At 60.2% G+C, this 25,985-nt stretch carries 18 protein-coding genes and 1 pseudogene; 17 read left to right on the top strand and 2 right to left on the bottom strand.

Annotation, left to right across the window (positions count from 1 at the left end):
• The first annotated feature begins 135 nt into the window (after positions 1-135).
• The gene (locus tag JQ617_RS24480) at positions 136-1,335 is read left to right on the top strand and encodes an ABC transporter substrate-binding protein (RefSeq protein ID WP_212028714.1); all 1,200 of its coding nucleotides are present in this window, start codon (positions 136-138) and stop codon (positions 1,333-1,335) included.
• 120 nt (positions 1,336-1,455) lie between these two features.
• Here the strand turns inward: JQ617_RS24480 and JQ617_RS24475 are convergent, their stop codons facing one another.
• Entirely contained in the window at positions 1,456-2,883 is a 1,428-nt protein-coding gene (locus JQ617_RS24475) for a gamma-aminobutyraldehyde dehydrogenase (RefSeq protein WP_212028518.1), read from the bottom strand.
• 88 nt (positions 2,884-2,971) lie between these two features.
• Entirely contained in the window at positions 2,972-4,435 is a 1,464-nt protein-coding gene (locus JQ617_RS24470; protein ID WP_212028517.1) for an APC family permease, read from the bottom strand.
• 786 nt (positions 4,436-5,221) lie between these two features.
• Here JQ617_RS24470 and JQ617_RS24465 point away from each other — a divergent pair.
• The 16 genes and pseudogenes from JQ617_RS24465 to rlxS all read left to right on the top strand — a co-directional run bounded on the left by JQ617_RS24465 (position 5,222) and on the right by rlxS (position 25,985).
• Positions 5,222-7,426: an oxidoreductase gene (locus JQ617_RS24465; RefSeq protein ID WP_212028516.1), complete on the top strand. Its 2,205-nt coding sequence runs from the start codon at positions 5,222-5,224 to the stop codon at positions 7,424-7,426.
• Between the two features lie 150 nt (positions 7,427-7,576).
• On the top strand, positions 7,577-10,657 hold the full coding sequence (locus JQ617_RS24460; protein WP_212028515.1) for a heterodisulfide reductase-related iron-sulfur binding cluster: 3,081 nt from the start codon (positions 7,577-7,579) through the stop codon (positions 10,655-10,657).
• A gap of 1 nt (position 10,658) precedes the next feature.
• A complete protein-coding gene (locus tag JQ617_RS24455) occupies positions 10,659-11,630 on the top strand; it encodes an electron transfer flavoprotein subunit alpha/FixB family protein (RefSeq protein ID WP_212028514.1) in 972 nt (323 codons plus the stop codon).
• A 113-nt stretch (positions 11,631-11,743) separates the two neighbouring features.
• A complete protein-coding gene (locus tag JQ617_RS24450) occupies positions 11,744-12,472 on the top strand; it encodes an autoinducer binding domain-containing protein (protein ID WP_212028513.1) in 729 nt (242 codons plus the stop codon).
• A gap of 181 nt (positions 12,473-12,653) precedes the next feature.
• Positions 12,654-13,292, top strand: coding sequence for an acyl-homoserine-lactone synthase (locus JQ617_RS24445; protein WP_212028512.1), 639 nt, complete (start codon positions 12,654-12,656; stop codon positions 13,290-13,292).
• 132 nt (positions 13,293-13,424) lie between these two features.
• Positions 13,425-13,859: a cysteine hydrolase family protein gene (locus JQ617_RS24440; protein WP_212028511.1), complete on the top strand. Its 435-nt coding sequence runs from the start codon at positions 13,425-13,427 to the stop codon at positions 13,857-13,859.
• 468 nt (positions 13,860-14,327) lie between these two features.
• Entirely contained in the window at positions 14,328-15,287 is a 960-nt protein-coding gene (locus tag JQ617_RS24435; RefSeq protein ID WP_212028510.1) for an ArdC family protein, read from the top strand.
• Positions 15,288-15,427: 140 nt separating this feature from the next.
• A complete protein-coding gene (locus JQ617_RS24430) occupies positions 15,428-17,161 on the top strand; it encodes a ParB/RepB/Spo0J family partition protein (RefSeq protein WP_212028509.1) in 1,734 nt (577 codons plus the stop codon).
• Between the two features lie 166 nt (positions 17,162-17,327).
• A complete protein-coding gene (locus JQ617_RS24425; protein WP_212028508.1) occupies positions 17,328-17,474 on the top strand; it encodes a hypothetical protein in 147 nt (48 codons plus the stop codon).
• 1,204 nt (positions 17,475-18,678) lie between these two features.
• Positions 18,679-19,002, top strand: a complete 324-nt coding sequence (locus JQ617_RS24420; RefSeq protein WP_212028507.1) for a DUF736 domain-containing protein — start codon at positions 18,679-18,681, stop codon at positions 19,000-19,002.
• Positions 19,003-19,090: 88 nt separating this feature from the next.
• On the top strand, positions 19,091-19,915 hold the full coding sequence (locus JQ617_RS24415) for a DUF2285 domain-containing protein (protein WP_349630650.1): 825 nt from the start codon (positions 19,091-19,093) through the stop codon (positions 19,913-19,915).
• Between the two features lie 155 nt (positions 19,916-20,070).
• The gene (locus JQ617_RS24410) at positions 20,071-20,289 is read left to right on the top strand and encodes a helix-turn-helix domain-containing protein (protein WP_212028505.1); all 219 of its coding nucleotides are present in this window, start codon (positions 20,071-20,073) and stop codon (positions 20,287-20,289) included.
• On the top strand, positions 20,279-20,818 hold the full coding sequence (locus tag JQ617_RS24405) for a S26 family signal peptidase (RefSeq protein ID WP_212028504.1): 540 nt from the start codon (positions 20,279-20,281) through the stop codon (positions 20,816-20,818). Before JQ617_RS24410 ends, JQ617_RS24405 begins: the two co-directional genes overlap by 11 nt.
• A 125-nt stretch (positions 20,819-20,943) precedes the next feature.
• Complete coding sequence (locus tag JQ617_RS24400; protein ID WP_212028503.1) at positions 20,944-22,125, top strand: pentapeptide repeat-containing protein; 1,182 nt, start codon at positions 20,944-20,946, stop codon at positions 22,123-22,125.
• A 458-nt stretch (positions 22,126-22,583) separates the two neighbouring features.
• Positions 22,584-23,431, top strand: a pseudogene (locus tag JQ617_RS24395) (IS110 family transposase).
• 586 nt (positions 23,432-24,017) lie between these two features.
• The gene (rlxS, locus tag JQ617_RS24390) at positions 24,018-25,985 is read left to right on the top strand and encodes a relaxase/mobilization nuclease RlxS (RefSeq protein ID WP_212028502.1); all 1,968 of its coding nucleotides are present in this window, start codon (positions 24,018-24,020) and stop codon (positions 25,983-25,985) included.

The following is a 25,985-nucleotide window of genomic DNA, read 5'->3' as shown; positions in this document are numbered from 1 at the left end:
TTTGCTTCAGCTTAGAGTCGGAGTTGGCGCAAACTGTCAAGTTTGGTTCGGTCATACCAATAAAGATACTTCCTTTTGTGGCACCGCTAAAGACGTGCCTCACTAGGAGGAAGCGCTGTGAGAAGAATTTTCTCGATGATTTGCGTCATGGTATTGGCGCTTTTTTCCGCGCGGGCTAACGCGACAGCCGAATGGCCCGGTGTAACGCATTCAGAGATCAAAATCGGCGCGACGTTCCCCTTCAGCGGGCCTGCATCCGCTTATGCGACGACAGGAAAGGGGCTTATTGCCTACATTGAGTATCTCAACGGAAAGGGGGGTGTAAATGGTCGCAAGATTAACTTCATCGCATACGATGATGCTTACAGCCCGCCAAAAGCCGTAGAGCAGACGCGACGGCTAGTCGAGAATGACGGCGTGGCCTTCATCTTTGGGTCGCTCGGCACGCCGACTAACGCAGCAACAATCAAATACTTGAACGCGAAAAAGGTGCCTGACCTCTTCATCATCTCAGGTGGGTCGAAATTCACCGACTTTTCCGAATTCCCTTACACGACGACCGGGATTCCGAGCTACGAAACAGAAGGCCGAATCTACGCGAAGTACATCTCGGAGACCTTACCCAAAGCGAAGATAGCTCTGCTCTATCAGAATGACGATCTCGGTCGTGATTTCTTGAATGCCCTCAAGTTCCAGTTCAAGGACGATTTCGCAGATCGGGTCGCGACTGCGTCCTACGAGGTCACCGAGCCGACCATTGATAGCCAGATTGTAAGGCTGAAGAGTTCGGGGGCCGACGTCCTGGTCATCGGCGCTACACCCAAATTCGCGGCGCAGGCTCTCCGCAAAGCAAACGAGCTCAACTGGAGGCCGCTGCGAATCCTCAATGTTGTGTCCAGCTCGATTGCCGCGACGCTGAAGCCAGCAGGACTCGAAGCGTCGACAGGCGTTGTTTCGGCAACGTATCTCAAGGATGCGGTTGATCCAAAGTACGCCGGGGACTCGGGAATCAAGTTGTTTCGGGAGATCATGGCTCAGCATGTACCCGGAGCCGACCTGTCAGACCTGAATTACGCAGGCGGCATGGTCAATGGGATGATTCTTGAGCAAGTTCTGAAGCAATGTGGAGACGACTTATCGCGTGAGAATGTCCTCAAGCAGTCGCGCAGCCTCAAGAATCTGAAATTGCCGTTGGTTCATGCGGGCATCCTGGTGAATACCAGTGGAGGCAACAGTCAAGCGTTCACCCAGCTGTTGCTTCAGCGATTCAACGGTACGAGTTGGGAGTCCATGGGGAACATTATCGGCGTTCCAATTGAGCAGGACGGACGGTGACCCTGCGAAAGTGAAGCTCAATCCTTGCGACAGGCTGGCCAAGCTTGACGGTGAGTTGGCGCGGGGGGCTTCCGCGCCAACGGCTTTCCGGGGGCATGCGACTGAACGCCCCTCTTTCAATTATCCACCGTGGGCGACCATGACGTGACGCACGACCGTGTAATCTTCAAGGGCGTAGAGAGACATATCCTTGCCGTAACCCGACCGCTTGAGGCCGCCATGCGGCATCTCGTTAACAAGCATGAAATGGGTGTTGATCCACGTACAGCCATAGCGGAGCCGAGCGGCGCAAGCCATCGCTCGGCTAACGTCCTTTGTCCATATCGAAGAGGCGAGGCCGTAGTCGCTGTCATTGGCCCAGGTTATGGCCTCCTCGGCATCCGAGAAGCGCGTCACAGAGACAACCGGTCCAAACACCTCTCGGCGCACGATCTCGTCGGTCTGTCGAGCGCCGGCCACAACGGTGGGTTGGTAGTAGAAGCCATTCTTGCCAACCGATCCGCCGGTGGTGATTTCAACGTGCTTCAATTCTGCGGCGGTCTTGACGAAAGATGCCACCCGTTCCTGCTGACGTCGTGAGATCAACGGGCCGATTTCGTTCTCTGCGTCGTCGGAATGGCCGTATTTGATGGTCGAAACGGCGGCGCTCAAGTCGGCAACCAGCTTGTCATAGACCTTGGGTCCCGCGTAGACGCGGCATGCCGCTGTGCAGTCCTGACCGGCGTTGTAGTAGCCGAAAGCACGCAGGCCGGACACGACGGCCTCAAGATCCGCATCGTCGAAAACAACTACTGGGGCTTTCCCGCCGAGCTCAAGGTGGGTGCGCTTAACCGAACCGGCCGCCGCCTCGATGACTTTCTTGCCGGTTCCAACGTCGCCAGTGATCGAGATCATATCGATACCTGGGTGATTGATTAGCAGGCGGCCGACGCTCGCGCCGCGGCCGAGCACGACATTGACGACGCCTTCAGGCAATATCTCTGCAAGAGCGGTAGCGAGCTTGAGCGCGGTCAATGGCGTCTGCTCAGACGGCTTGAATACAACGGTGTTGCCCCCAGCGATGGCAGGAGCGAGCTTCCAGGCCATCATCATCAACGGGTAGTTCCAGGGGGCTATCGAGGCAACGACACCGATTGGGTCGCGCCGTATCATGGACGTGTGGCCGGCTAGATACTCCCCGGCGGCGATGCCTGGCATCCCGCGTACCGCCCCGGCGAAGAAACGGAAGCAGTCGACGATGGCGGGAATCTCGTCATTTAGGACCGCCTTGATCGGCTTGCCGCAGTTTAACGCTTCAAGCTTTGCAAAATCCGCCGCGTCATCCTCAATCCGGGCCGCGATTTTGAGGAGGTAACCCGAACGCTCGGCCGGAGTGGTTCGCGACCAGCTCGCAAACGACCGTTGCGCTGCTCCAACAGCCTCATCGATTTGGCTTTGCGAGGCTTCTGCGATCCGCAGAATTGCTTCGCCGGTTCGAGGGTTGAATATTGTCTCCTCGGCGTCCGTTCCGGCTACCAATTTTGAGCCGATCAGCATCTTCGTCTGCATGGTGAGGTCTTTCCAGTCTCTGCGTAATGATTGCGGGTGTCTGCGCGATATTCGGTAGATAGCGGTAAGCTTTGGGAGGCTCGGGAGGCTAGCCAGCCTTGTCCGCGGCCGCCGTGAGGCGCGCGATTCCAGATTTCATAAAGGGCAGAACGATCAACCCGGCGACCAGGACCACCACACTGGTGAGGATCACGCCATAGTTCTCGTACCAGCTTGTTTCAGGCCTTCGAGGCCAGGCGAGATTGACAATCGCGGCAACGCCGTAGATCTGAGCAAGCACTGTGACTGGCATGCCCCAAGCTCCAAGGTTGAACTGGCCTGATGGGCTCCAGCCGTTTAACCGGGCCGACAATGCGCCGACCACGACCATCTGGAAGGCAAGGTAAATGCCGACCGCGGCAAAGCTGACGACCACCGCGATCGCGTCGGAAAGGAAATAGCCGCACAGAGCGATGCCCGCGGGAACGAGTCCACACAGAATGAGCGCCTTGCTTGGGACGTGGGTCGAAGACAGCTGTGCCAGCGCCTTTGATCCCGGCAACATGCCGTCGCGCGCAAATGAGAAGATGAGACGGCTGGCGGCGGCCTGAAGGCTAAGTACGCAGGACAGAAAAGAAACGAGCACGACGAGGAGCACGGCACGCGCCCCGAACTCGCCGAAATTCGCGGTCAGCACCGTCCACACGGGGTCGGCATCCTTGCCGGAAATCACGGCGCCGAGATCCTTGACCGCCAAGATGAGCGCAACGCACACGAACATGGCGGCAGCGCCGCCGATATAGATGGTCAGGCGCATCGCGCGAGGGATGGTCTTGCCCGGGTGTGGTACCTCTTCGGCGACATCGCCGCAGGCCTCGAAACCGTAATACTGAAAAATTCCAGCCAGGCTTGCGGCGAGAAAGGCAGGCAAATAGCTCGCTTCGCCACTCACAGAGCTAGTATCGAACAGGACCGAGAAGGACTGCTGACGACCGAATAAAAGCAACCACGCACCGACGACCAGCGCGCCACATAGTTCGCAGATGAACCCAGTCATCGCAACGCGAGCGAGGATCTTCGTTCCACCAAGGTTGAGCAGCGTAGATGCAAAGATGATCAACATTGCCGTGACGGCGTTGACCAAAGGCGAGGGGGTAAAGCCGGCGAGAAGCGCCAAATATGGACCGGCTCCCATAGCAACTGCCGCAACGGTCGTTGCTAGGGCCCACAAATAGACCCAACCGGTCATCCAACCCCAGCGTTCGCCGACAAGTCGACGAGCCCAAGGATAAACGCCGCCGGCGATCGGGTACTGTGCAACGATTTCAGAGAAAACCAAACAGACCAGAAATTGCCCGGCCCCGACGAGCAGATAACTCCAAAACATGGGAGCTCCACCCGTCGACAGAGCAAATTGAAAGAGCGTGTATACGCCCACCACGGGCGACAAATAGGTGAAGCCAAGGGAGAAGTTCTCCCAGAGGCTCATGGATCGATCGAACGAGGTTGCGTAGCCGAGTTGTCGGAGCTGGGTATCATCCGATACATCGTTCGCGTCCGCAGGGTTCGTCATATCGTCTCCATGCCAGTTATCCATTCAGGGAAGAACGACGTAACTGTCGACTTCTACAAATCATGACGGTCTGCCGGGTGGGCGAGTCTTGACGAATGGCGCCATTGAAGTGGCTGCAGCGCGCTGCGTGCCATCCGTCGCGAACTGGTCCGATGATCGTTGTTGCCGAGACGTCCCTGCCGCATCTTCAGTTTCGGAGCGCGTAGCACAACGCGTGCCAACGGCAACACGATTGAAAATCAAGCACTTGGCGTAGTCTCTGGAAATCCGGGAGGCGGCGCTGTTGCGTGTTTGCAAATGTGCCGCTGCAATTGCGCAGCACCAGGAGCGCCGCCAGCACCGCTCGCAACTCGTGCGGGTCGCGCAAGGGAAGCAGCTAGTCTCGGCTGCGAAGCGGCGTGCTCTGTGCAGCCAGTACAGTCTCGCGGCGGGAGGTGCGTCTTCCTCGTGAGGAATATTGCGCTCTTGCGAGCTGAGGGTAACCGTGGCTCTTCGTGGGAAGTGATGTCGGCAACGCGCACATTTGCCGATCAATCGGCGGCGGTCGTAGTCCGGCAGTAGCAGCCGCGCGCCCGGGGGCTAGAGCCACATCAGCGCCAGCGCTTAGTGCGAATTGCTGCTGCTCAATCTCAGCGGCGCTGCAGAATTGCAGCAAAAGAGCGTTGCGCGCTGCCTTGATAAATAGCTTCCGCGCGAGCAATCCGTTGAAGGACCATGACTAATTTCTTTGGCGCGGACCTTGCTACGGCAGCTTCGAAGTCTTCCAATTCCAAGGAGCAGTCGGTAATGGCACGTGATCCCAAGTACGATATTCTTTTTGACAAGGTGAAGATCGGCCCAAAGGTCTCGCCTAACCGATTTTTTCAAACGTCTCATTGCGCCGGCGTAGGATCCGAGCGGCCAGGCATGCAGGCGAAGTTCCGCGGCATGAAAGCCGAGGGTGGCTGGGGCGTTGTGTTCACTGAGTTTTGCTCGATCCATCCCGAGTCCGATGAGTTTCCTTATACGTCGGCGCGGCTGTGGGACGAGGGTGACGTCCGCAATCTGCGACCGATGTGCGACGAGATTCACCAGCATGGTTGCCTCTCCGGAGTCCAACTCTGGTACGGCGGCATTCATTCGCCGCGGCTTGAATCGCGCGAAGTGCCACGGTCGGCGTCGTGCCTTCCGTCCAATCTCTTGCCGGCGCGCACGGTGTACGCCGCCGAGTGCGACGAAGACGACATCAAGGCCGTCATCAATATGTATGTACTGGCTGCCAAGAGGGCGCAGGACGCCGGCTTCGATCTGCTCGAAGTCACGGCTGGCGACAGCACGTTCCCGGTGCAGTTTCTCGAGCGGCGCTACAACAAGCGTACCGACAAATACGGTGGCTCACTGGAAAACCGTGCTCGCGTCTATATCGAGGTCATGAGCGCGCTCAAGAAGGCCTGCGGCGACACCAGCGCTATCACGACGCGTTACGAAATTGACACCCTGCAGGGACCGCATGGCCTTCAGGCCAAGGACGAAGGCATCAAGTTCGTCGAATTGATGCATAAGGAAGGTGTTTGCGATCTCTGGGCGGTCAAGATCGGCGATTACGAGGAGTGGGGCGAGGACGCTGGCACATCGCGCTTCCGGAAATCCGGCTGGATGCTGCCTTTCGTCAGGGAAGCCAAGAGCGTTGTGGGCAATGTGCCGGTGGTGGTCAACGGCCGCTATACAAGCCCGGACGACATGGTGGCGGTCATTCGTGGTGGCATTGCCGACATTATCGGTGCAGCGCGCCCTTCGATCGCCGATCCCTTCCTGCCCAAGAAGATCGAGCACGGCAGACCTGAGGATATTCGCGAATGCATTGGCTGCAATCAGTGTGTGTCGAAGTTCAACCAGGCCGGGCTTCTGAACTGTACCCAAAACGCAACCTCCATGGAGGAGTACCGTCGCAACTGGCATCCGGAGCGTTTCTCCAAGACTTCTGACCCATGCTCGGTCTTGGTCGTTGGCGGCGGTCCCGCTGGTATGGAATGCGCGAGAGTTCTCGGCGAGCGGGGCTATGACGTTCATCTGCGGGAAGCAGAGGCCGAACTCGGTGGCCACTTGCGCAATGTCATTCGCTATCCTCGGATGAACGAGTGGGGGCGCGTGACCACCTATCGCCAGCTTCAGCTCGCAAAGATGAAGAATGTCGAGGTGCACCTGGGCGTCGGCAAGATGTCGGCGGATGACGTGATTTCCTACGGTGCCGATAAGGTCGTCATCGCGACTGGATCGCACTGGGCCACCGACGGGCTCGGTGCCGAAGGCCATAGCGCGCTACCCGGCTGCGATGCTCGGCTCCCGAATTGCTTGACTCCCGAGCAGATCATGGCGGGCAAGCCGATTCCAGGAAACCACGTTGTGGTTCTTGATGGCGACGGCCACTTCACCGGCGTTAGCATGGCAGAACTCGCCGCGGATCGTGGCAAGAAGGTTACGTTCCTTACGAACATGTCGGATCCGGCGGAATACAGCCAATTCACGATGGAAGTTCAGAACAACAAGCGTCTGATGTATGAGAAGGGCATCACGCTAGTTCGCAACCACTGGGTTGATTCCTACGAGAACGGCAAACTGACGATGTTTTATCTTTATCGGCACGGCTGGGCACTGACCGATCCGGAGAATGGAAAACTGCCGCGTCGGGAAAGCACAGATACGGTTGTGCTCGACGTGGACGCCATCATCCTCGTGACATCCCGCGTGCCCAATCAGGACCTGTATCAGCAGGTGAAGCAACGGCGTGGCGAGTGGGACAAGCACGGACTGCAGGCAGTCTACCGGGTAGGAGACTGCTATGCGCCGCGACAAATCTCTGACGCGATCTTCGACGGGCATCGTCTTGCGCGCGAGTTTGACAGCCCGCATCCCCAATATCCGCTCCCCTGGATTCGAGAGCGGCAGCTATGGGGCGCCGAGACGGTCCCTGTGCTGGGCGACAGCCGTCCCGCAGTCGAAGCCTTATCCTGAGCTCGCGGGACGCGGCGTCCCGGCAGAAATGCCGGGCGCCGTGCTATCCGGGTCAGGCCCCAAGATCTTCAAGACAGCTCCGGATACGAGCGACGTATCGGCCGCCGTTGCTTCGTGCCGGCGATGTTTGCCATTTAGGATTTCAGCGCGATGCAAACTCGCGAAATATTCTCGCAATTCACGTCGTTCTCGATCGGCGTGTTCTATCTGATCGCGGTGACGGCAATCGCCGCGTTCCTGGTCGGGCTAGTCCGTCATATCCTGCGCTATCGCCGTGGCCGACCGGCGGGTATTCCCGTCGATTGGCGCGGCGGCCTGCTTCGGATGTTTGACGACATTGTCACGCATCGAACGCTCAGCAGACGCGATCCCTATGCCGGCGCCGCGCACAGGATGATCTTCTTTGGTTTTGCGACGCTGTTCATCGGTACCTCAATCATTACCCTCGAACACGACATCGTAAAGCCGATGAGCGGCCTGACGTTCTGGAAGGGCTGGTTTTATCTGATCTTCAGCCTCGCGATGGACGTGGCGGGCGCCTTCCTTATCGTCGGCCTAGTGATGATGATCGGCAGGCGGGCGTGGTTCAAGTTGGCAAAGCTTGATTACGTCCGCCGTTATCGTGGCGACACCAAGCCTCTCCCGCGAGCCGTAGCCTGGCGCATTGAGGACTGGGTTTTCCTGATTCTTCTACTGCTGATCGCGATATCGGGCTTTGTCCAGGAAGCCGCACGCCTGATCATCGACAAGCCGGCGCTGTCGGATTTGTCGCCGATCGGAGCAGCTTTGGGGCAGGCGCTGACCGCGTTCGGGCTCACTGATGGGGGAGCAGGCATTGTTCGCCGTGTCAATTGGTGGATCCACGGTGCGCTGGCGCTCGCTTTCATCGCCGGGGTCGCCTGGACCAAGGGTAAACACATCGTTGCGGCCTTTGGGTCGCTCGCCGTGCGGGACCGTTTGAGCGTTGCCAGGCTTCCAGCAGTTCCGGACGAAGGCCCCGTCGGCGTCACAAAAGTCAATGACTTCTCCTGGCGTGACATGCTGCACTTCGATGCATGTACGAAATGCGGCCGCTGCCACGACGTATGCCCGGCACGCAACAGTGGTTTTCCCCTTAGTCCGAGAGATCTCATCCTGGACCTGCGGCTCCTCGCACAGAAAGGCGACGGAGATGCCAACCCCCATGAGGTAATCGCGCCCGAGACCCTCTGGGCCTGTTTGTCCTGTGGCGCATGTGCAGAGATCTGCCCCGTTGGCATCGAACAACCGGTCAAGATCGTCAAGATGCGCCGCGCACTCGTCGATAAGGGCGAGATGGACCCGACTCTGCGCGGAGTTCTCGAATCGGTAGCAAATGTCGGCAACAGCTTTGGTGAGTCCGCCCGCAAACGTGGTGCGTGGACCCGCGAATTGGAGTTTCCAGTCAAGGATGCACGGAATGAGCCGGTCGAAGCCTTATGGTTCGTCGGCGACTTTGCCTCTTTTGACCCGCGCTCGCAGGCGGTATCGCGTCTCGTTGCTCGGCTGTTTCGGGCTGGTGGCCTCGACTTCGGCATCATGTTCGAGGGGGAGCGGACAGCGGGCAACGACGTGCGGCGTGTCGGCGAAGAAGGGTTGTTCGAGTCGCTGTCGGCTCACAACGCCGGACAGATGGACCGATGTCGTTTTGACTGGCTGGTGACGACGGATCCGCATTCGCTCAACTCACTGCGTAATGAATATGGCGCTGCAGTGAAGGGGCGCAAAGTGCTCCACTATACCAACGTGCTCGCCGATTGGCTGGAAAGCGGACGGCTGAAAGTGACCCGGCCGATTGGCAAGCGCGTGACCTACCACGATCCCTGCCATCTTGGTCGCCTGAACAAGGAGTACGACGCGCCGCGTCGGGTGCTCAAGGCAATCGGCTGCGAACTCATCGAGATGCCCCGGTCGCGGGACAACTCATTCTGTTGCGGAGCAGGCGGTGGCCGTATTTGGACGCCCGATCCGCCTGGGGTCGAAAAGCCGTCTCATAACCGAATGCACGAGGCGGCATCTCTGGGCGACATCGACGTCTTCGTAACCACATGCCCAAAGGATCTTGCCATGTTTGAGGATGCGCGAAAGGCGAGCGGCCACGAAAAGGACTTCGTGGTAGCGGACCTCGCCGAGCTGGTGGCCGAAGCGATTGAATTGAAGGCAATTCCCGCCGGCTATCTTCCGGATCTCGCCAATAGGATTGCCGAGAGCCTCGCCGACAAAGTGGCCGGGCGCGTTGTGCCCAAGTTGATTGAGGCGCTTTCGGGTGCCGGCGGTTCCTTGCAAATCGCCGCGCCGGCAGCCTCCGCTGGTGTCGCGGTAACGTCGGTCCGTGAGCATGCCCTGGCGCCGAGCCAGGAACAGGCCGGCACCAACGGTGCTTGGGCCATAACGCCGATCCGGGCCGCCGTGGTGGCCGACTATGATCGGCCTGCGCGGCAGGGGCTCAGGATCCTCGTGGCGGTCAAACACATCGGAAAGCTCGGAGATGAATTCGGCTTTCTCGCTGACGGCACTGACGTTCGGCCCGACGATCTAGAATTCCAACTTAACGAATTTGACGAGACGGCCCTGGAGGCTGGATTGAAGCTCGTCGAACAGGCAGGACAGGGAGAAGTGGTCGCAGTGACCATCGGTACCGAGGATGCCGAACCCTCCTTGCGTAAAGCGCTCGCCAAGGGCGCACATCGCGGGGTGAGGATCTGGCGTGCCGAGGCGTCACCCTCTGACCCCATCGCCGTGGCCTCGCTGCTCTCGGGCGTAGCAACGCTGGAAAAGCCGGATCTCATCCTGACGGGGGTGCAGTCCAGTGATTTCGCGAACGGCGCGACGGCTGCCGCCATCGGCGGAATTCTTGGCTTGCCGCATGCGGCGGTCGTCGTCGGGTTGCAATGGGATGGCAAGGGACGGCTGAACATCGAGCGCGAGCTCGAGGGCGGAGTGCGCCACCGCCAGGAGATACCATGGCCTGCCGTGCTCTCGATCCAGGCGGGGGCCAATGTGCCTCGTTACGCGACCATGCGGATGATCAAGGACGCGAGGAACAAAACGGTGAGCGGGCCGCAGATCTCCAGCGTCGACCCCCACGCGTTCAGTCGTCTCGTCGCCGGGATGGAACGGCCGCCAGTCGGCCAGGCGACCATGATCGACGGCTCCGCCAATGACGTTGCCACCAGGGTAGCCGCCATCATTCGCGAGAAGAGAGGGGTTTGAGATGAACGACATTCTCGTGATTGCGGAGCATCTGCGCGGTACACTCAGCCCCCAAACGGCCGAGGTGATTGGTTTTGCCCTTCATGCCAAGAGCCAGCTCGGCGGGCGCTTGCGCGTCGCGATCGTCACCGCCGACCCGATCCCGTTTCAGTCCGGACTGAGCCTTGACGGTGTCGATGAGGTGCTGGCGGTCCCCGCCGCGAGCGATCATTTCGACCCGGCGATCTATGAGGAAGCGGCCCTTTGTTTGGCGCTTGAGCTCAAGCCGCGGCTCATCATGATGGGCCACAGCGTCAATGGCATGGGCTTCGGCCCAGCTTTGGCCGTGCGCCTGGGCGGCGGTTTTGCGAGCGACGTCTTCAACCTCGACATCGACAATGGCAATATCTCCGCTACAAGGGGTGGTTACGCCAACAAGGTGCAGACGCGACTGGATGTCTCGGCCAACTGCGTGACGACGGTCCTTGTGCGAGGCGGAAGCGCGAAGCCGCCCTCGGCCGTAGAGAAGATGCTGCCTGTGCGTACGGTGAAGGTCGACTTCAGCCCGATAGCTTCCGTTCTCGCGTCCCATGGCGAGTACATCGATCCGCCTCCAGCAGACGTGGATATTACGAAGGCGGAGTTCATTCTCGCAGTTGGGCGAGGCATTCAGGACGAGAAGAACATCGAACGTTTCCGCGCGCTAGCGGAGAGGTTGGGTGCGACGTTTGGTTGCTCACGCCCGATCGCCGATTCCGGCTGGTTACCTAAGGCCCATCAGGTTGGCCTGTCAGGAAAAGTCGCACAAAACTGCAAGCTCTACATCGCACTGGGCATCTCTGGTGCGGTCCAGCATCTCCACGGCATGAAGCACGTCGACACGATCGTCGCGATTAACACCGATCGAAATGCGCCGATCTACAACGTCGCTTCATTTGGAGCAACGGTCGATCTCTTCGAGTTCGCCGACGCTCTGGAAAAAGGTTTCAACTGATGTGGTCGGTCGCCATTGGCGTGGTCTCTCTGATGGTGGCTTGGACAGTTCGGAAGGAACATTATTGAAACTGTCAGCCGACTGGTTGCGGCACCGCGCAAAGCACGCCCCGCATGAAGTGGACAGAAAATCTCTTTCAAGAGTTCGTCGATGCCCTCAATACAGCAAGGGACGACGATGAGTTCGAGCGTGTCGCAACGCGCACCGCGAACGGTCTCGGGTTTCGCTGGTTTGCCTATCTGCGCTTGGCGGACGGCCTTCCGCGTCTCATCTCTTCTTATCCGAAATCCTGGACCAGCCGATACCTAGGCCTGAGATATCAGGAACTGGATCCCGTTGTCCGTCGTGCGCATGCTGAGAACGCAGCATTCAGCTGGGGAACGGGTGGGGCAATCCGTCCTAAGTCGAAGGCTGAGAGCAGGTTCTTCGATGAGGCAACTACCTTCGGAATTAAGTCTGGACTCACCGTGCCGATTCGGGGCGGCTTTGGACGAATGGCGGCGTTCACGCTGGCAACCGACGATCCTCAGATGCAGACGGAACGCCTCCTGGACGGCTCTCGAAACGCGCTACACCTGATCGGGCTCTACTTTCACACGCATCTCGCCGAGCGCTTGCGCAATGGGTCTGAAACGATTGAGAGCGCTCCAGATTTGAGCCAGCGGGAGCGGCAATGCCTTGCCTGGGCCGCCCGAGGCAAGACCATAGCCGAAACTGCCGTGCTCGTTGGAGTAACGCCGCGGACCGTGGCTTTTCATTTGGAAAACGCCCGTCGCAAGCTCGACGCCGTCTCGATCGCTCACTGCGTCGCCCAAGCGATGCGCCGCGGCCTTCTGTCCTAGAAGCGTCATTCATCCAATCGCAGGATTTGCCTATCTTCCGAGTTTCTGTCTTGGAAGTGTCAACGGCTGTTTGCTAAGAATTGCTCAAACTTCCCCACGCTTCTATGCGACCTGTTAAAAGCAACAGGCGCGGAACGCTGCGCATTTTGCTCTGGTGTGCTCCCTTCAAATGGAGTTCGCCATGTACGCCATTGCTTTCGACAATCGCCAGGCGGGTCAGAATCTCGATCTTCTGGCGAAGATGTTTCGCCTGCGCCGCAGCGTCTTCAAGGATCGACTAGATTGGACTGTGTCGGTCTCTGGCGATTTCGAGCTCGACATTTACGACGCCCTCAACCCGACCTACCTTCTTATCATATCGGCTCAGGAAGACGTCGTCGGCTGCGTCCGGCTTTTGCCAACCTCCGGACCAAACATGCTGGCCGACACGTTTTCGGCGCTTCTTGGAGGCGCTTCGGCGCCTAAAAGCGAGCGCATACTGGAAAGCTCCAGATTTTGCGTCGACACGGCGCGAGCCGTTGAGCTTGGTCGCAACGGTCTCAATCGGGCAACGTTCATGCTCTTCGCCGCGATGATTGAATTCATGCGTGTGAAGAACGCTCAGTCGATCGTCACCGTGACTGATACAAGGATGGAGCGGATCTTACGGCGAGCAGGTTGGCCGCTGCAGCGCATCACCGAGCCGCAGGCGCTCGGTACGACTATGGCTCTCGCCGGTTTCCTGCACGCTTCGGACCAATCACTCGACGCAATGTATCGTCAGGCTGGCGTGGAAGGACCCATACTCGGCATGACCGACGCGAAACCAATGGCTGCCTAAGAGCTGCCCTAGTCCAAGGACGCTTGAGCCGTGCTTGCCGATCCCCGTCGCAGCTGCGTTGTCCTCGTCAATTTGACGCGTGCCTTCCCAGTTGGTGTCGCTGACGCTTTCGCTTCTCGACACTCCGCGAGCATGGCTCAGCTTTCCGTCGGCAGCGAATATCTGGCTGTTCCTCGGGTTGTGATTGGCGAATACGAAGAGACATTATTGCCAGGCCGGTTCAGCGGGGCAGCGAAGCGTCTCGACATCGAGACGCTTGCGCTGTGGCGAGACACTCAATTCATCGATCTGTTGGCGCAGGCCAATATCACGGATGTCTTTTTGGGCGGCGCGTTTCTTGAAGAGGAGATCCTGGTTACTGCCCTGGAAGGCGCAAGACGTGGTTACGATATCCGAATCTTGTCAGATCTGTCAGTCGCGCGGTTCGAAACGGACCGCTGTCTCGTGTTCGAACGTGTCGCTCATCATGGTATCGTTGCTACGACCGTCGGGCAGGCCTTGCTGGAATGGTCAGTGTCTCTGGATGATCCAGTGATAATCCGGAGGATCCGTCAATTGCTGTCCTAGGAGGCGCCCCCCGCAAGCGATCCCGCTCGCGAGGCGGGCTCTCGTGAACCGAGCCTGCTGCGCAGTCTCGGCCTCCGGCTTCGATCCCTGGCGCAATCTGCGTTCTCGGGGCGAATGTGAAGCCTGGATCATCTTCGAGTAGTTGCCGTTGAGACTGTCCGATTCGCCCGAGCTTTGAAGGATTATCTGCCAACGATCGTTATGGAGCCGGCCGCATGCGGCCGGCGCTTTTATAGGTGCCCCCAAAAGGCGGGGTGGGCGGCGCTCCCGCATAGCCCCGAACCGGCAGGCTGCAACCGCGCCTCTTCAAAGACGTCCATGATCGACTGTGCCGATGACGCGGTCCTGCGCTCCGCTTCGGCCGTACCGGTGCAGCCAGCCTCTCGCGTTCGGGGCTTTCCGGTCGCTCTTCGCCGCCCACCCCGCCTTCCGGGGGCAGGGCGCGGAAGAGGAGCGAAGGGGATCGTCATGCACCGAAAATCAGAACGCCATTCGTCGACGAAGCAGAAAGCCAGCCTTTACGAGGAAATCACGTCTCAGCTGATCGCTGAGCTTGAGGCTGGCATCTTCCCATGGGCGCGACCCTGGGGCACGTGTGGAGGGAGCGATCATTTCGCCCTGCCAAAGAATGCCGCTACCAGCAAAACCTATTCCGGCATCAATGTCCTGATCCTGTGGGGGAGGCTCTTCGAGTGCGGATTTGCTTCGCAGCGCTGGCTCACCTTCCGGCAGGCCTCAAGCCTTGGTGGTGCTGTGCGCAAAGGCGAGCACGGTGTTACCGTGTGCTACGCGGACCGCTTCATCCCGAAACGCGAACCTGGCCGCGACGGCAGCGGAACTACCTCGGTTGAAAAGGAGGAAGCGGCCGTTCCGTTCCTCCGCCGCTATACTGTGTTCAACATCGATCAATGCGACGGCCTGCCTGACCAACTGCTGACGACCGCACCACCCTTGCCCGAGCGGGAGATTGTGCCACAGGCGGAGGCATTGGCCGCTGCGACCCATGCCGACATCCGGATCGGCGGTGCCGAGGCCTTCTATCTTCCTTCGCGCGATACGGTTCACATTCCGCCTCAGCCGGCCTTCTTCGAGCAGATCAACTACTATCGCACCCTGTTTCACGAACTCGGACATTGGACCGGCCACCCCAGCCGGTTGAACCGCGATCAGTCCGGCAGGTTCGGCTCCAAGCCTTATGCCTACGAGGAACTGGTGGCCGAACTGACCGCTGCTTTCGTCTGCGCGGCGCTCTCGATCAGGCCGACCGTGCGCCATGCAGACTATCTCGGCTCATGGCTCAAGACCCTGCGCGAAGACAACCGCGTCATCTTCCGCGCCGCCAGCAAAGCTTCGAAAGCTGCCGACTTGCTGCTCGCGTGCGCGCCACAGCGAGGGGAGTCATCAACCCCGGCCGAGACAGATCTCTGACGTCTCGGCTCCGGCAGCACCCGGCGCATCCCGCCGCGCCGCTACCGCCCACCCTACAAAGCCTCTCGATCCCAGGGCCTTCGATGAGGCTCCGCGTCGCCAAATTTGAGCCTTCCCCCAACTGGAAAGAACCATGAGCCATGGAACTGCGCAATATCGCTCTCAGCGACCTCACCATCGCAACCGTAAATGTCCGTCACGCCCGCAAGGCCCCCGATGTCTCGGACATCCTGCCGTCGATCCGCTCGCGCGGCGTGCTCCAGCCTTTGCTGGTCAGGCCTCAAGGCAAGCTGTTCGAGATCATTGCCGGACGGCGACGCTATTTTGCAGCCATCAAGGTAGCGGAAGAGCAAGGCATACCGATCGTCGAGGTGCTGTTGCCCTGCGCAGTCGCCGCAGACGGTAGCGATGTGGATGCCATGGAAGCATCGCTCATTGAAAATGTCGCGCGCGCCCCAATGGATGAACTTGAGGAATACGAAGCTTTCGCAAAGCTCATCAAACAAGGGCGAAGCGTCGCCGAGATTGCCAAGACATTCGGGCTGACCGACCGCTACGTCAAACAGCGGCTTGCGCTCGCCAATCTACAAGGCGCGATCAAGGACGCCTATCGGGCGGGTCGGATCGAAGCTGAGGACTTGCAACTGCTCGCCACCGCCACGCGGCGCCAGCAGAAGGAATGGGTCACGGCCTTTCAGGTGGAAAATGATCTGGACAATGACGGCGAAAGCGCTCCGCGCGGCCATCAATTGAAGCAGTGGCTGTTTGGGGCCGAGCAGATCGCAACGTCGGCCGCGCTGTTCCCGCTCGGTGACTATAAAGGCGATCTCATCGCTGACCTTTTTGGAGACGTCAGCTATTTCGCCGATCTCGATCAGTTCTGGGCCTTGCAGAACGCCGCCATTGCCCGGCTCAAGGATGAACTGGTGGCGAAGGGGTGGAAAGTGACGGTGCTCGAAAAGGGCACGCGCTTCCAGGCATGGCGATATGACGAAGCAGACCTTGATGACGGGGGCGAAGTCTTCATCGAGGTGCGCGGCGATGGCGTCTCGGAGACCCATCAAGGCTACCGCGCAGAACAGGATATTCGCCCGTCCCGCGACGGGAAGGACGTCCAGAAGGAAGCCCCAAGGCCGGAACTGACCAAGGCGGCCGAGAACTATCTGGCGCTGCACCGGCACGCCATCGTCCGGGCCGAACTACTTGCCAAGCCCGGCGTCGCGCTGCGGCTCGCCGTGGCTCATATGATCGTGGGCTCGCCGCTTTGGAGCGTGAAGCCGGAGCCGCAGCGGGCCGACAAGGAAGCGATCGCCGAGACGGTGTCGGCAAGCCCCGCGCAGGCCGCATTCGAGGCCGAGCAGCTCGCTGTGCTGCAATTGCTGCACCTCGAAAAAAGCTATTACGGCTCGGTCACGCGCGGCAATGGCGATGCCTTCGCGGCGGCCACGATCTTCGCACAATTGCTGACCCTGAACGACGAGGCGGTGCTGCGGGTTATCGCGCTCGTGATGGCCGAGAGCCTTGCGGCGGGATCGCCGCTGGTCGAAGCCGCCGGCTTGGTCGTCAAGCCCGACGTTGCACAGTGGTGGAAGATGGACGACACCTTCCTAGACCTTCTCAAGGACCGGACGGCGATCAATGCACTGCTCGCCGAGCTTGCGGGCAAAGCCGTGGCCGATGCGAACGTTTCGGAGCCCGGCAAGGTGCAGAAGCGGATTATCCGCGATTGCCTGAACGGCGAGGGAAGGGAGCGGGTGGAAGGGGCCTTCGTGCCGCGTTACATGGCCTTCCCGATCGGGCATTACGACGGCGAAAAATCGCTCTCTCTGGCCAGCGCCTGCGAGATCGTTAACCCTTTGTTTACCGGCCCTTGAGGCCTTCGATTCGGGCGCAAAGGAGCAATTTGCGCCCGAGTTTCTCGGCGTCCGAGTCGCCTTGGAGTCAATCCGACGAACTGCAAATTTAGCCGAAAGCGATTGCGACGACTCAGCCTATTGGTCGGTCCAGGCGCAGCGCGTGCAGCGCATCATGGAGCCGGCCATGGTTGATCCGTTCAAGGCATTTCCCGAACCGCATGCGGTCAAGCTCAGGCGCATCTGCCTCGCCCAGGTCGTCGTGAGCGTGTCAGCGCTCACGTCCACCGCCGCCCTGTTGTCTTGCCTCGTGATCGTTGCCAATAAGCTCTGAACCACATTCCGTCGAGGCGCCGTTCTATACGTATCGAGCAAAACCCTAAGGTCAAAAACGCGAAAGCCGGACCGTATCGCGCCCGGCGCGTCTACGATCCGGCTTAAACGACACCTTTCATTCCAGCCATCGCCGCGAGGTCAATCTGGCGACAAGTCCACCAAGTGGTAAGTCCACTCGGAGATGCCCCGGAGGGCGCTTTTGGCAGAAACGAAGGCGGCTCTTCGCGCGAAGACCTACTTCTTTTTCTTGGCTGCCTTCTTCGCCTTCTTCGCAACGGTCTTCTTTGCCTTCTTCGCTTTCTTAGCCATAAGCCCTCCGTCAATCCTCAGTCGATGCAAACCGGGAATCGGTATGCACAGAAAAAAGTGTAACACCGTTTTGAAGGATTGACAGTGAGGCGACCTAATCGCGCGCCTCCGAGTCGTTCGGCTCCGATCGAGACGACAACGCCCAGACCGACGAGGGCGCTTCAACGTCGCCCGGTCGCTGCAACGGCAATTCCTGGAAGCGCCAATCCCAAGTGAAGGGTTTAACTGATCGCTCCAATCAACGGAGCCTCGGAGAAAGCACCGTGAGACGGTTTCGCAAGCGCCTTTTGCGAGTGCCGGTTGGAATCAGTCAGCGCGGGCCAAATCTAGACCAACACTCAGCCGTCGTTCTGGATGGCGGGCACGGCCGAAGTTGGCGTAGAGCTTGCGGGGACCGAATGCGAACGCTTTCGGCAGAGGCTCACATAGTCCTTCCGGCTGTTCTCGCCGCGGCGGGTTTGGCCCGCCCCAATCGCGATGACCCGCGACATGACGCGGAAGAGCAGGTCTCCGCGGTCTTGTCGCGGTTGGGGACAATGTCGATGTCGGCGCGGATGGAGACGGTCTGGAGCTGGCCTCAGTGCCATCGTCCCGGCGCATACCGACAATCGGGTCGACTGTTATCCTTCAGTGCTAGCGGGCCCGATCTCCCTGCGCATGGCGTAGAGACCTATGGGAAGCGCTCCGCCTGCCAAAACCCTCGCCGATGACTTTTTTCCCCGCCGGACAAGTCCGGCTCCTCGCGGCCGCTTCGCTCCAAAAAAGCCATCGGCTCAGGTGCTCCGCATGCGCTACGCCCCGCGAGAGCGCGGGTTCGTGGGCGTTTCGCTTCCCATCACGGTCTCGCCATCGCGAGGGGATCGGCTCCTCGCGAACACAGAAGGATAAAGACCATGACCGCGATCGGATACGTCACCAAGAACGATAACGGCAGCTACAAGGGCCAGCTCCGCACCGTCTCCATCCGAGCCGACATCGACATCGTCCCCAACCGCGACAAGACCGCCGACACCCACCCGGACTTCCGCGTCCTGACCCAGGGCGTCGAGATCGGGGCAGGCTGGATCCGCCGCGGCGAGAATAGCCGGAAGGACTATGTGAGCCTGTCGCTCGCAGCGCCTGAATTCGGTCCCCGCAAGCTCTACGCCAACCTCGGCCGTGCCGCCGGCCAGGACGACGACAGCGTCTTCGCCCTGATCTGGAACCCGGCGGACTGACCCTGGCCGGCCCCCGCGAGCAGCGCTCGCGGGGGCCGTTCTCTTGCCCCAATTTGCCGAAACGATCTAAGGTTGAAAGCGCTCAGAACTGGGGGAACGCCTGAACAATTGTCTCAACACGCCGCGTCACCGCGGGCGCGATGACGCGCTATCACTCGATCCAGCGGGCTATGATGCATGCGACTGGGCGTGGGAGTTCTTGCGCCGGAATCCCGACTACGTCGCGGAGTGGCGAAGCTCAGTCCCTCGGCACTTGCCCTATGTGACGTTGAGCGACGGAACGCGGCTGTTGCGGCTTCGCCGGCGTTTTCCTCGCGCGGAGAAATGGGGGCTTCATGCCTTTGCCGATCCCGCTCTGTGCGCGCAACGGGCGCCGGCGTTCTGGCATGCGGATGCCCTGAAGAGGGTGATCCAGCTCTCCGCGAGGAATCGCGAGGACGACCTTGATGAGGCCTCTCTGTCGCTCGCGGACTTCAAGGTCGAGCGAAAGGCGGTGATCGATGCCGAGGGAGTGCCGCTGGTGATGATCAAGGGGCGGGGTACATACGTCGCCGTCAAAATTCAGGGGCTTTCCGTGCTGACCGCACGGTTCACCCCGGTCTTCGAGTTACACAATCTCTCTGATCTTGAAACGCAGTCCGAGCTCTTAAGACGTCTTGAGCGCTTTACCAAGCCGGACCTTAGAGGGATTCAAAAATCGGCCACAGACCAGCGTCTCCATCACGCGCTGATCGCGCTCGACGAGAGCCTGATCGGGAAAACCTATCGTCAGATCGCGATAACGATCTTCGGAGAGAAAAAAGTTGCTGAGGAATGGCAGGTTTCTAGTCAATTTTTGAAGGACCGCACCCGCCGCTTGGTCGCCAAGGGAACCGAATTGATGAAAGGCGGCTATCGCGATCTCCTCGGCTGAAACGGCTTTCTCTTCGCTCGCTTGACGAGCTTGGCTTGTGCCGGATGGCGAAACAAGGCCGAATATCTTCGCCACTACCAAAACGCCTCGTAATCTGACGACGCTTCTTTTGGCACCTCCTGGTTGTGCGAGGTGCTCCGAAGGAGCGTTCGACTATGACGAAAACGACTGACGATGGGCCGGAAAAGCCGTTCCTCAACACGGTTGAGGCCGCCACCTGGCTCAGGCTCACCAAGAACACACTGGAGAAGATGCGGGTGCATGGACGAGGCCCCGTTTATCGCAAGCACGGACGCTATGTCCGGTATCACATCGAAGACCTCGTCGAGTGGTCGCAGGCGAACAAGCGGAGGTCGACCTCCGATGCGGTTTGATCGTTCAAGGCTGGGCCGTCAGGTTGCCATCCTGTCCACCATGTGCGCCAGCACCATCGCGACTCTGATGTCGTCGGCGGCTGGAATTCCTCTGGTGATCTACAATGCCTCAGGCAGCGCGCCGCTCGGCTTCTACTATCTCGAGCAGCGGCTGCCCGGGCGTGGCGAGCTTGCGGTATATAGCCCGTCGCCCGCGATCGAGCTTCTGATCGCGGCGCATCGCGTGCTGCCGGTGCCGGTGCCGCTCTTGAAGCAGGTTGCAGCCGCCGGCGGCGACGAAATCTGCCGCGCCAAGGCGCCAATCGACGCGATTTCGATCAACGGAAAGGTCGTTGCGGAGGTGCTCGACAAGGATCGGGATGGACGGCCGCTCCCGTCCTGGGAGGGCTGCATGAGGCTGATCGATGGGGAATTCTTCCTGCTCCAGCCGCACCCGCATTCGTTCGACTCCCGCTATTTCGGGCCGGTTCTCAGGTGCGATCTCCTGGGCGTCGCGAGGCCAATCTGGACGTGGAATCCCGACCTCTGAGAACGGGAGTTGCGCAAAAAAACGGAAAGGTGACCGGCCGGGGGCAAGCTCGCTGTTTGATTGAACTTGCCGGTCACCGCACTTACCCTTGCCTGCGAGGAATTTTCTTCAGGGGGAGGGGACGCATGATTACCTTTAGCCTTCGAGGCTTGGCCAACATAGTGGTCGCTCTCATATTGTTGGGGCTAACGGCACCGCAGAGCAGTGCGCAACAAAATAAAATTTCCATTCGTGACGTCTACGGCCACGAGCTCTATAGCTCCTCCAGTGCAACGTCGATCAAGCAGGCACTGGAAGAAGCTGTGGCCGCAAAGGTCAATTTGTCCAATGCCAAGCTTGACGGACAGGACCTGGAGGAAGCAAATTTGCGCTTTGCCTCTCTCAGCGGGGCCGACCTCGCTTTCGCAAATTTGCACGGTGCAAATCTGGATAGCGCCGACTTGCGTGCGACGAGGCTGGAACACACAAATCTTCAACTTACCCTGCTGCTTCAGGCCAATCTCAGCCAGGCCATATGCTATCAGTGCAACCTCACTGACGCCAATCTGGGGAGGACCAACCTCGACCAGTTCGTGTTCGAGCCGGCTCAATTGCCCCCTTCCGAGCAGATCGCCAGAGTGGTCTATCTCGACCGTGTTCGGTTCGTCGGCAATCCTTCGGCGCTCTTCAAACTGAAGAGCGATCTGCGCTCAAACGGGTTTATTACGGCCGGGAAATCGATCATTGCAGCGATCAACCGTAGCATCGACGGGGCCGCGATACGGGAGCATCCATCCCTTGATGGTGTGCGTATCGCGACTTCCATTAGGCGATTTTTCTTCGATCTCACGTCCGGGTACGGGTCGAATCTCGGACGCCCCTTTTCGATCCTCGGAGCGATCCTGATCGCGTCGTCGATCTACTATTGGTTGGTACTCAGATTTGCTTCGCGTTTGAGCGCAAATGCGATCTTCATCAATCGATCGCGCCCCCCGAAAAGGGCACTGGCCAAATACGATCCGTGGGCGATTTCCTCGGTCGCTCGGCTTCCAATCCAATACCCGCGCACGGCATCCGTGTCGCTCAGCCGGCTTCGGTCTGAGCTGCGGCTTGCTTATCTGGCGCTGCTCTTCAGCTTTTTCTCAGCGGTTCGGATAGGGTTCAGGGAGATCAATCTCGGCACCTGGATCGGCTATCTGCAGCGTCGCGAGTTTGCGTTTTATGCGACTGGATGGCCACGAATGGTCGCTGGATTTCAGTCGCTATCGAGCATCTATCTGATCGCAATAGCCGTGCTGAGCTTCTTTACCAAGCCGTTCGACGTCTAGGTTTGCTTGGGATCCGGCTGACGGCATACGGGCGATGCCTTCGGCCCGCGCTCTACTCGTCGCTTCGCTCCTCACCGAGCCACCCTACGGGTGTCTCGGCCCTTCGGGTAACGATCGCTATCGCAAACGCTCGCAAACATTGGGGCTTCACAAGTCAACTGCCAAGTCGCGGCGGCTCTGTGGCAATGAATCGGCCACTAGCCGACGTGCTCGGCTAGGCGCTATTGAAGGACCTACCGCAATGACCCGAACTGCAATTTGTCGCAAATCGCCGCAAGCACCGATAGGCTGTTGGCTTGGAAGTTGGGCCCTGGGAATCAGCGACCGGGAGACCACGAGCGGAAGCAGGCGGGAGGGCCGCCCGTAATCGGCCTGCGCCCGGATTTGCGGCTGCTGACGTGGCTGGCCGGCTGAATAACCCGCACACTGCGCCGCCTCAGCAACGCGGGAGGCGTGCGATGGAATGGTTCTGTGGACTGGATGTCGGCATGGACGAGAGCGCGATTTGCGTCGTCGACGACAAGGGCGAGGTGGTGCTTCAGACCACCGCGGTCACCGATCCGAACGCGATCAAGGCGGCGCTCAAACCCTATCTTGGCCGCTTGCGGCGGGTCGGCCATGAGGCCGGATCGTTGTCGCCATGGCTGCATCCGGAGCTGCTCAAACTGGGCCTGCCGGCGGTGTGCCTGGAGACCCTTCATGTCCGCGCGGCGTTGAAGGCGCAGCGCAACAAGACCGACAAAACCGATGCGCTCGGCATCGCGCATTTGATGCGCACCGGCTGGTTCCGCAAGGCGCATATCAAGAGCGAACCGTGCTACCGGCTGCGGTTGTTGTTGACGCATCGGCGCAATCTGAAGCGCAAGTTTCTGGACCTGGAGAACGCGGTCCGGCACTCGCTGAAGGCGTTTGGCATCCGCCTGAACCGGGTCGGGCGGGGCGGTTTTGCGCAAGCTGTGCGCGACGCGGTGGCTCACGATGCGCTGGTCTCTGAGCTGATCGACGCCATGCTCAATGCGCGCGCGGCGCTCTGGAAGCCGATGTGCGGCGCGCCTTGTACGAGGCGGCGAGCGCGCTTCTGACCCGCTACAAGAAGAAGGACAAGGTCAAAAGCTGGGGGCTGGCGCTGGCCAAACGTGCCTCCCATCGCAAGGCAACGGTGGCGGTGGCGCGCAAACTCGCCGTGATCATGCATGCGATGTGGGTCGATGGCACGTTCTACTGCGGCGATCCGGACGCGCCCCAGGCCGACGTCAACGCGCGTGCGGCCGCCAAGGAACGCAAGCTGCTCGGGGCTCACGCATGAGGTCCCAAGGTGCATTTTGAGAGGTCGATCGAGGTGATGAACACAACGGTTTGAACACGGAGCTCCGCGATCAGCGGATGAGACCTGGTGCAGATCCACGACGACGGAACGCACGTTATCTTGCCTGTGGCTACGCCCCTCACGGCGCGATTGGACCACGCGGGATTGCCTGTGATGTGGCTCCGTCACACCGATGGAAAGATGCGCCGCGACGGCGTCCGCGCTGCCTCGCTGCAGCGATTCTGTGCCGTCGATGAGCGCGCAAGAGTGCACGGCGCACCCGGACTCTCGCTCGTCGTGACGCTGCGTGGCGTCGATGCAAGGACCTTGTCGCAGCAGAGAGAGGAAGCCAGAATGCGCGAGATGAAGCAGATCAGACGACCGATTAAGAGGGCAAGATAAAAGCACTGGCGCTACGGAGCGCCTAAGCCGTTGTCTGCACATCCAAGATTTGGCGCTGCCTGGGTCCTTGCTGTCACCAGGTTCGACCTAATGCAATGGTGATCTTGCGCAATCACGTCTGCGTCTTGGCGAGCGCTCGTAGGCCACACATATCGCTCGCTCATTCAGATGCCGGATGCGTGCCATGCGAGAGATCGACGACGAATTCGAAGCCAAGCTCGGACGGATCGGCAACCGCAGAGCCGGTAGGGCGAGCAGCTATCTTCGACGCGTCCGTCAGGAAGCGGCCAAGGCCGGCGCCAGTGCGGGGGCAGGTTCGTCGTTTACCGGCGGCCGTATCGGCCGCGGCCGGGCGCAAGGTGCGGTGCTGGCAGGTCGCGGACGAAGCCGGGGGCAACGCCGTGTTGTCATCAAGGCCCGGATCGTCAGGATCAAGTCGGGCGATCTAGGTGCCGTGCGAGCCCACCTTCGGTATGTCCAGCGCGACGGCGTCACACGGGAAGGCGAGCCAGGAGAGCTATACGACGCCAGCAATGACCGCGCCGACGGCAAGGACTTCACGGAACGAAGTGCCGGCGATCGCCACCAGTTCCGATTTATCGTGGCGCCTGAGGACAGCGTTGAGCTCGCAGACCTGAAGCCGTTCGTCCGCGACCTCATGCAGCAGATGGAGCAGGATCTCGGCACCAGGCTCGACTGGGTCGCTGCCGATCATTTCAACACCGGCCATCCCCATACCCACATCGTCTTGCGAGGTCAGGATGACCAGGGAAAAGACCTCGTCATCGCGCGTGACTACATCGCGCATGGGTTTCGGTCGCGGGCGGCGGAACTGATGACGCGAGAACTCGGCCCGGAAACAGAGATCGAGGTTGCGCGCAAGCTTCAGCAAGAGATCACTGCCGAGCGGTTGACGCGGCTCGACCGAAATATCCTGCGGGATGCACCGGGCGGAGTTCTTGAACTGGGGGCGCTGTCTGGACGGGAGCCTGCCTGGCAAACGGCACGGATCGGACGGCTGCGAACCTTGGAGCGCATGGGATTGGCAGAAGGGACTGAACCGGGGCGTTGGAGGATCGATCCTGAGTTCGAGCCAAAGCTCCGACGCATGGGGGAACGTGGCGACATCATCAAGACCATGCACCGCGAGATGGCCGCGGCGGGAATTACGCGGGCGGCCGGCGACTACACGATCTTCGATCCGCAGGGAGGCGCTCGCCGTCTGGTCGGGCGGGTCGTTGGCGAGGGGTTTGCCGACGAACTGACGGAGCGCCGCTATGTCGTGATCGATGGGGTGGACGGGCGGACGCACTATGCCGAGATTGGTGCGCTTGGCGCCAATGGTGAGTCTCCCACCCGGAACACGATCGTGGAGCTCAGGTCGCGCGCCCCTGAGCCGCGCGCGATCGATCGCACGATCGCAGAGATCGCCGCCCGCCATGGCGGCGTCTACAGCGACCGTCTGCATCGGGAATTCGATCCGCAAGCGTCGGGCGAATTTGTCGGAGCCCACGTCCGCCGTCTGGAAGCGATGCGACGCGAAGGGATGGCAAGCCGTCTTGCCGATGGCAGTTGGAATGTCGGGCGGGACTATCTGGACCACGCGCTTCGATACGAGGAGCTTCAGCAATCGCGCAGTCCGGTCCGGGTCGCGGTGCTGTCGTGGCAAAGGCTTGAAGATCTGCCGCAGGCGCTGGGCGCAACCTGGCTTGATCGCAAGCTTGTTGGGAGGGAGGCAGCTGGATTCGCGTCGGCCGGCTTCGGCGGGGAGGTCGAGACTGCGTTGCGAGCAAGACGGCAATGGCTGATCGAGCAGGGGCTGGCGCGGGAAGAAGGTGGCCAGGTGCGTTTTGCGCGAAACATGCTTGAGACTCTCCAGGCACGAGAGCTGGCGCGGACCGCGGCTGATATATCGGCGCGCACCGGCCTCGAATCTTTCGACGTCAAGGCCGGCGACAAGATCGACGGCGTCTATCGGCGCATGCTGACGCTGAACAGCGGACGGTTCGCCTTGATCGAGCGGTCCCATGAGTTCGCCCTGGTGCCCTGGCGGCCCGTGCTGGAGCGCGCGCGCGGGCAATTGGTCACCGGTCAGGTTGGGGGCGAGGGCATATCCTGGTCGATTGGCATCAAGCGTGGGATTGGACTTTGA

It is taken from the genome of Bradyrhizobium sp. KB893862 SZCCT0404 (genome assembly GCF_018130885.1).
GTDB classification, from domain to species: Bacteria; Pseudomonadota; Alphaproteobacteria; order Rhizobiales; family Xanthobacteraceae; genus Bradyrhizobium; species Bradyrhizobium stylosanthis.
The sequence above is the reverse complement of the archived record's forward strand: the minus strand, read 5'-3'. Positions and strand labels throughout refer to the sequence as shown.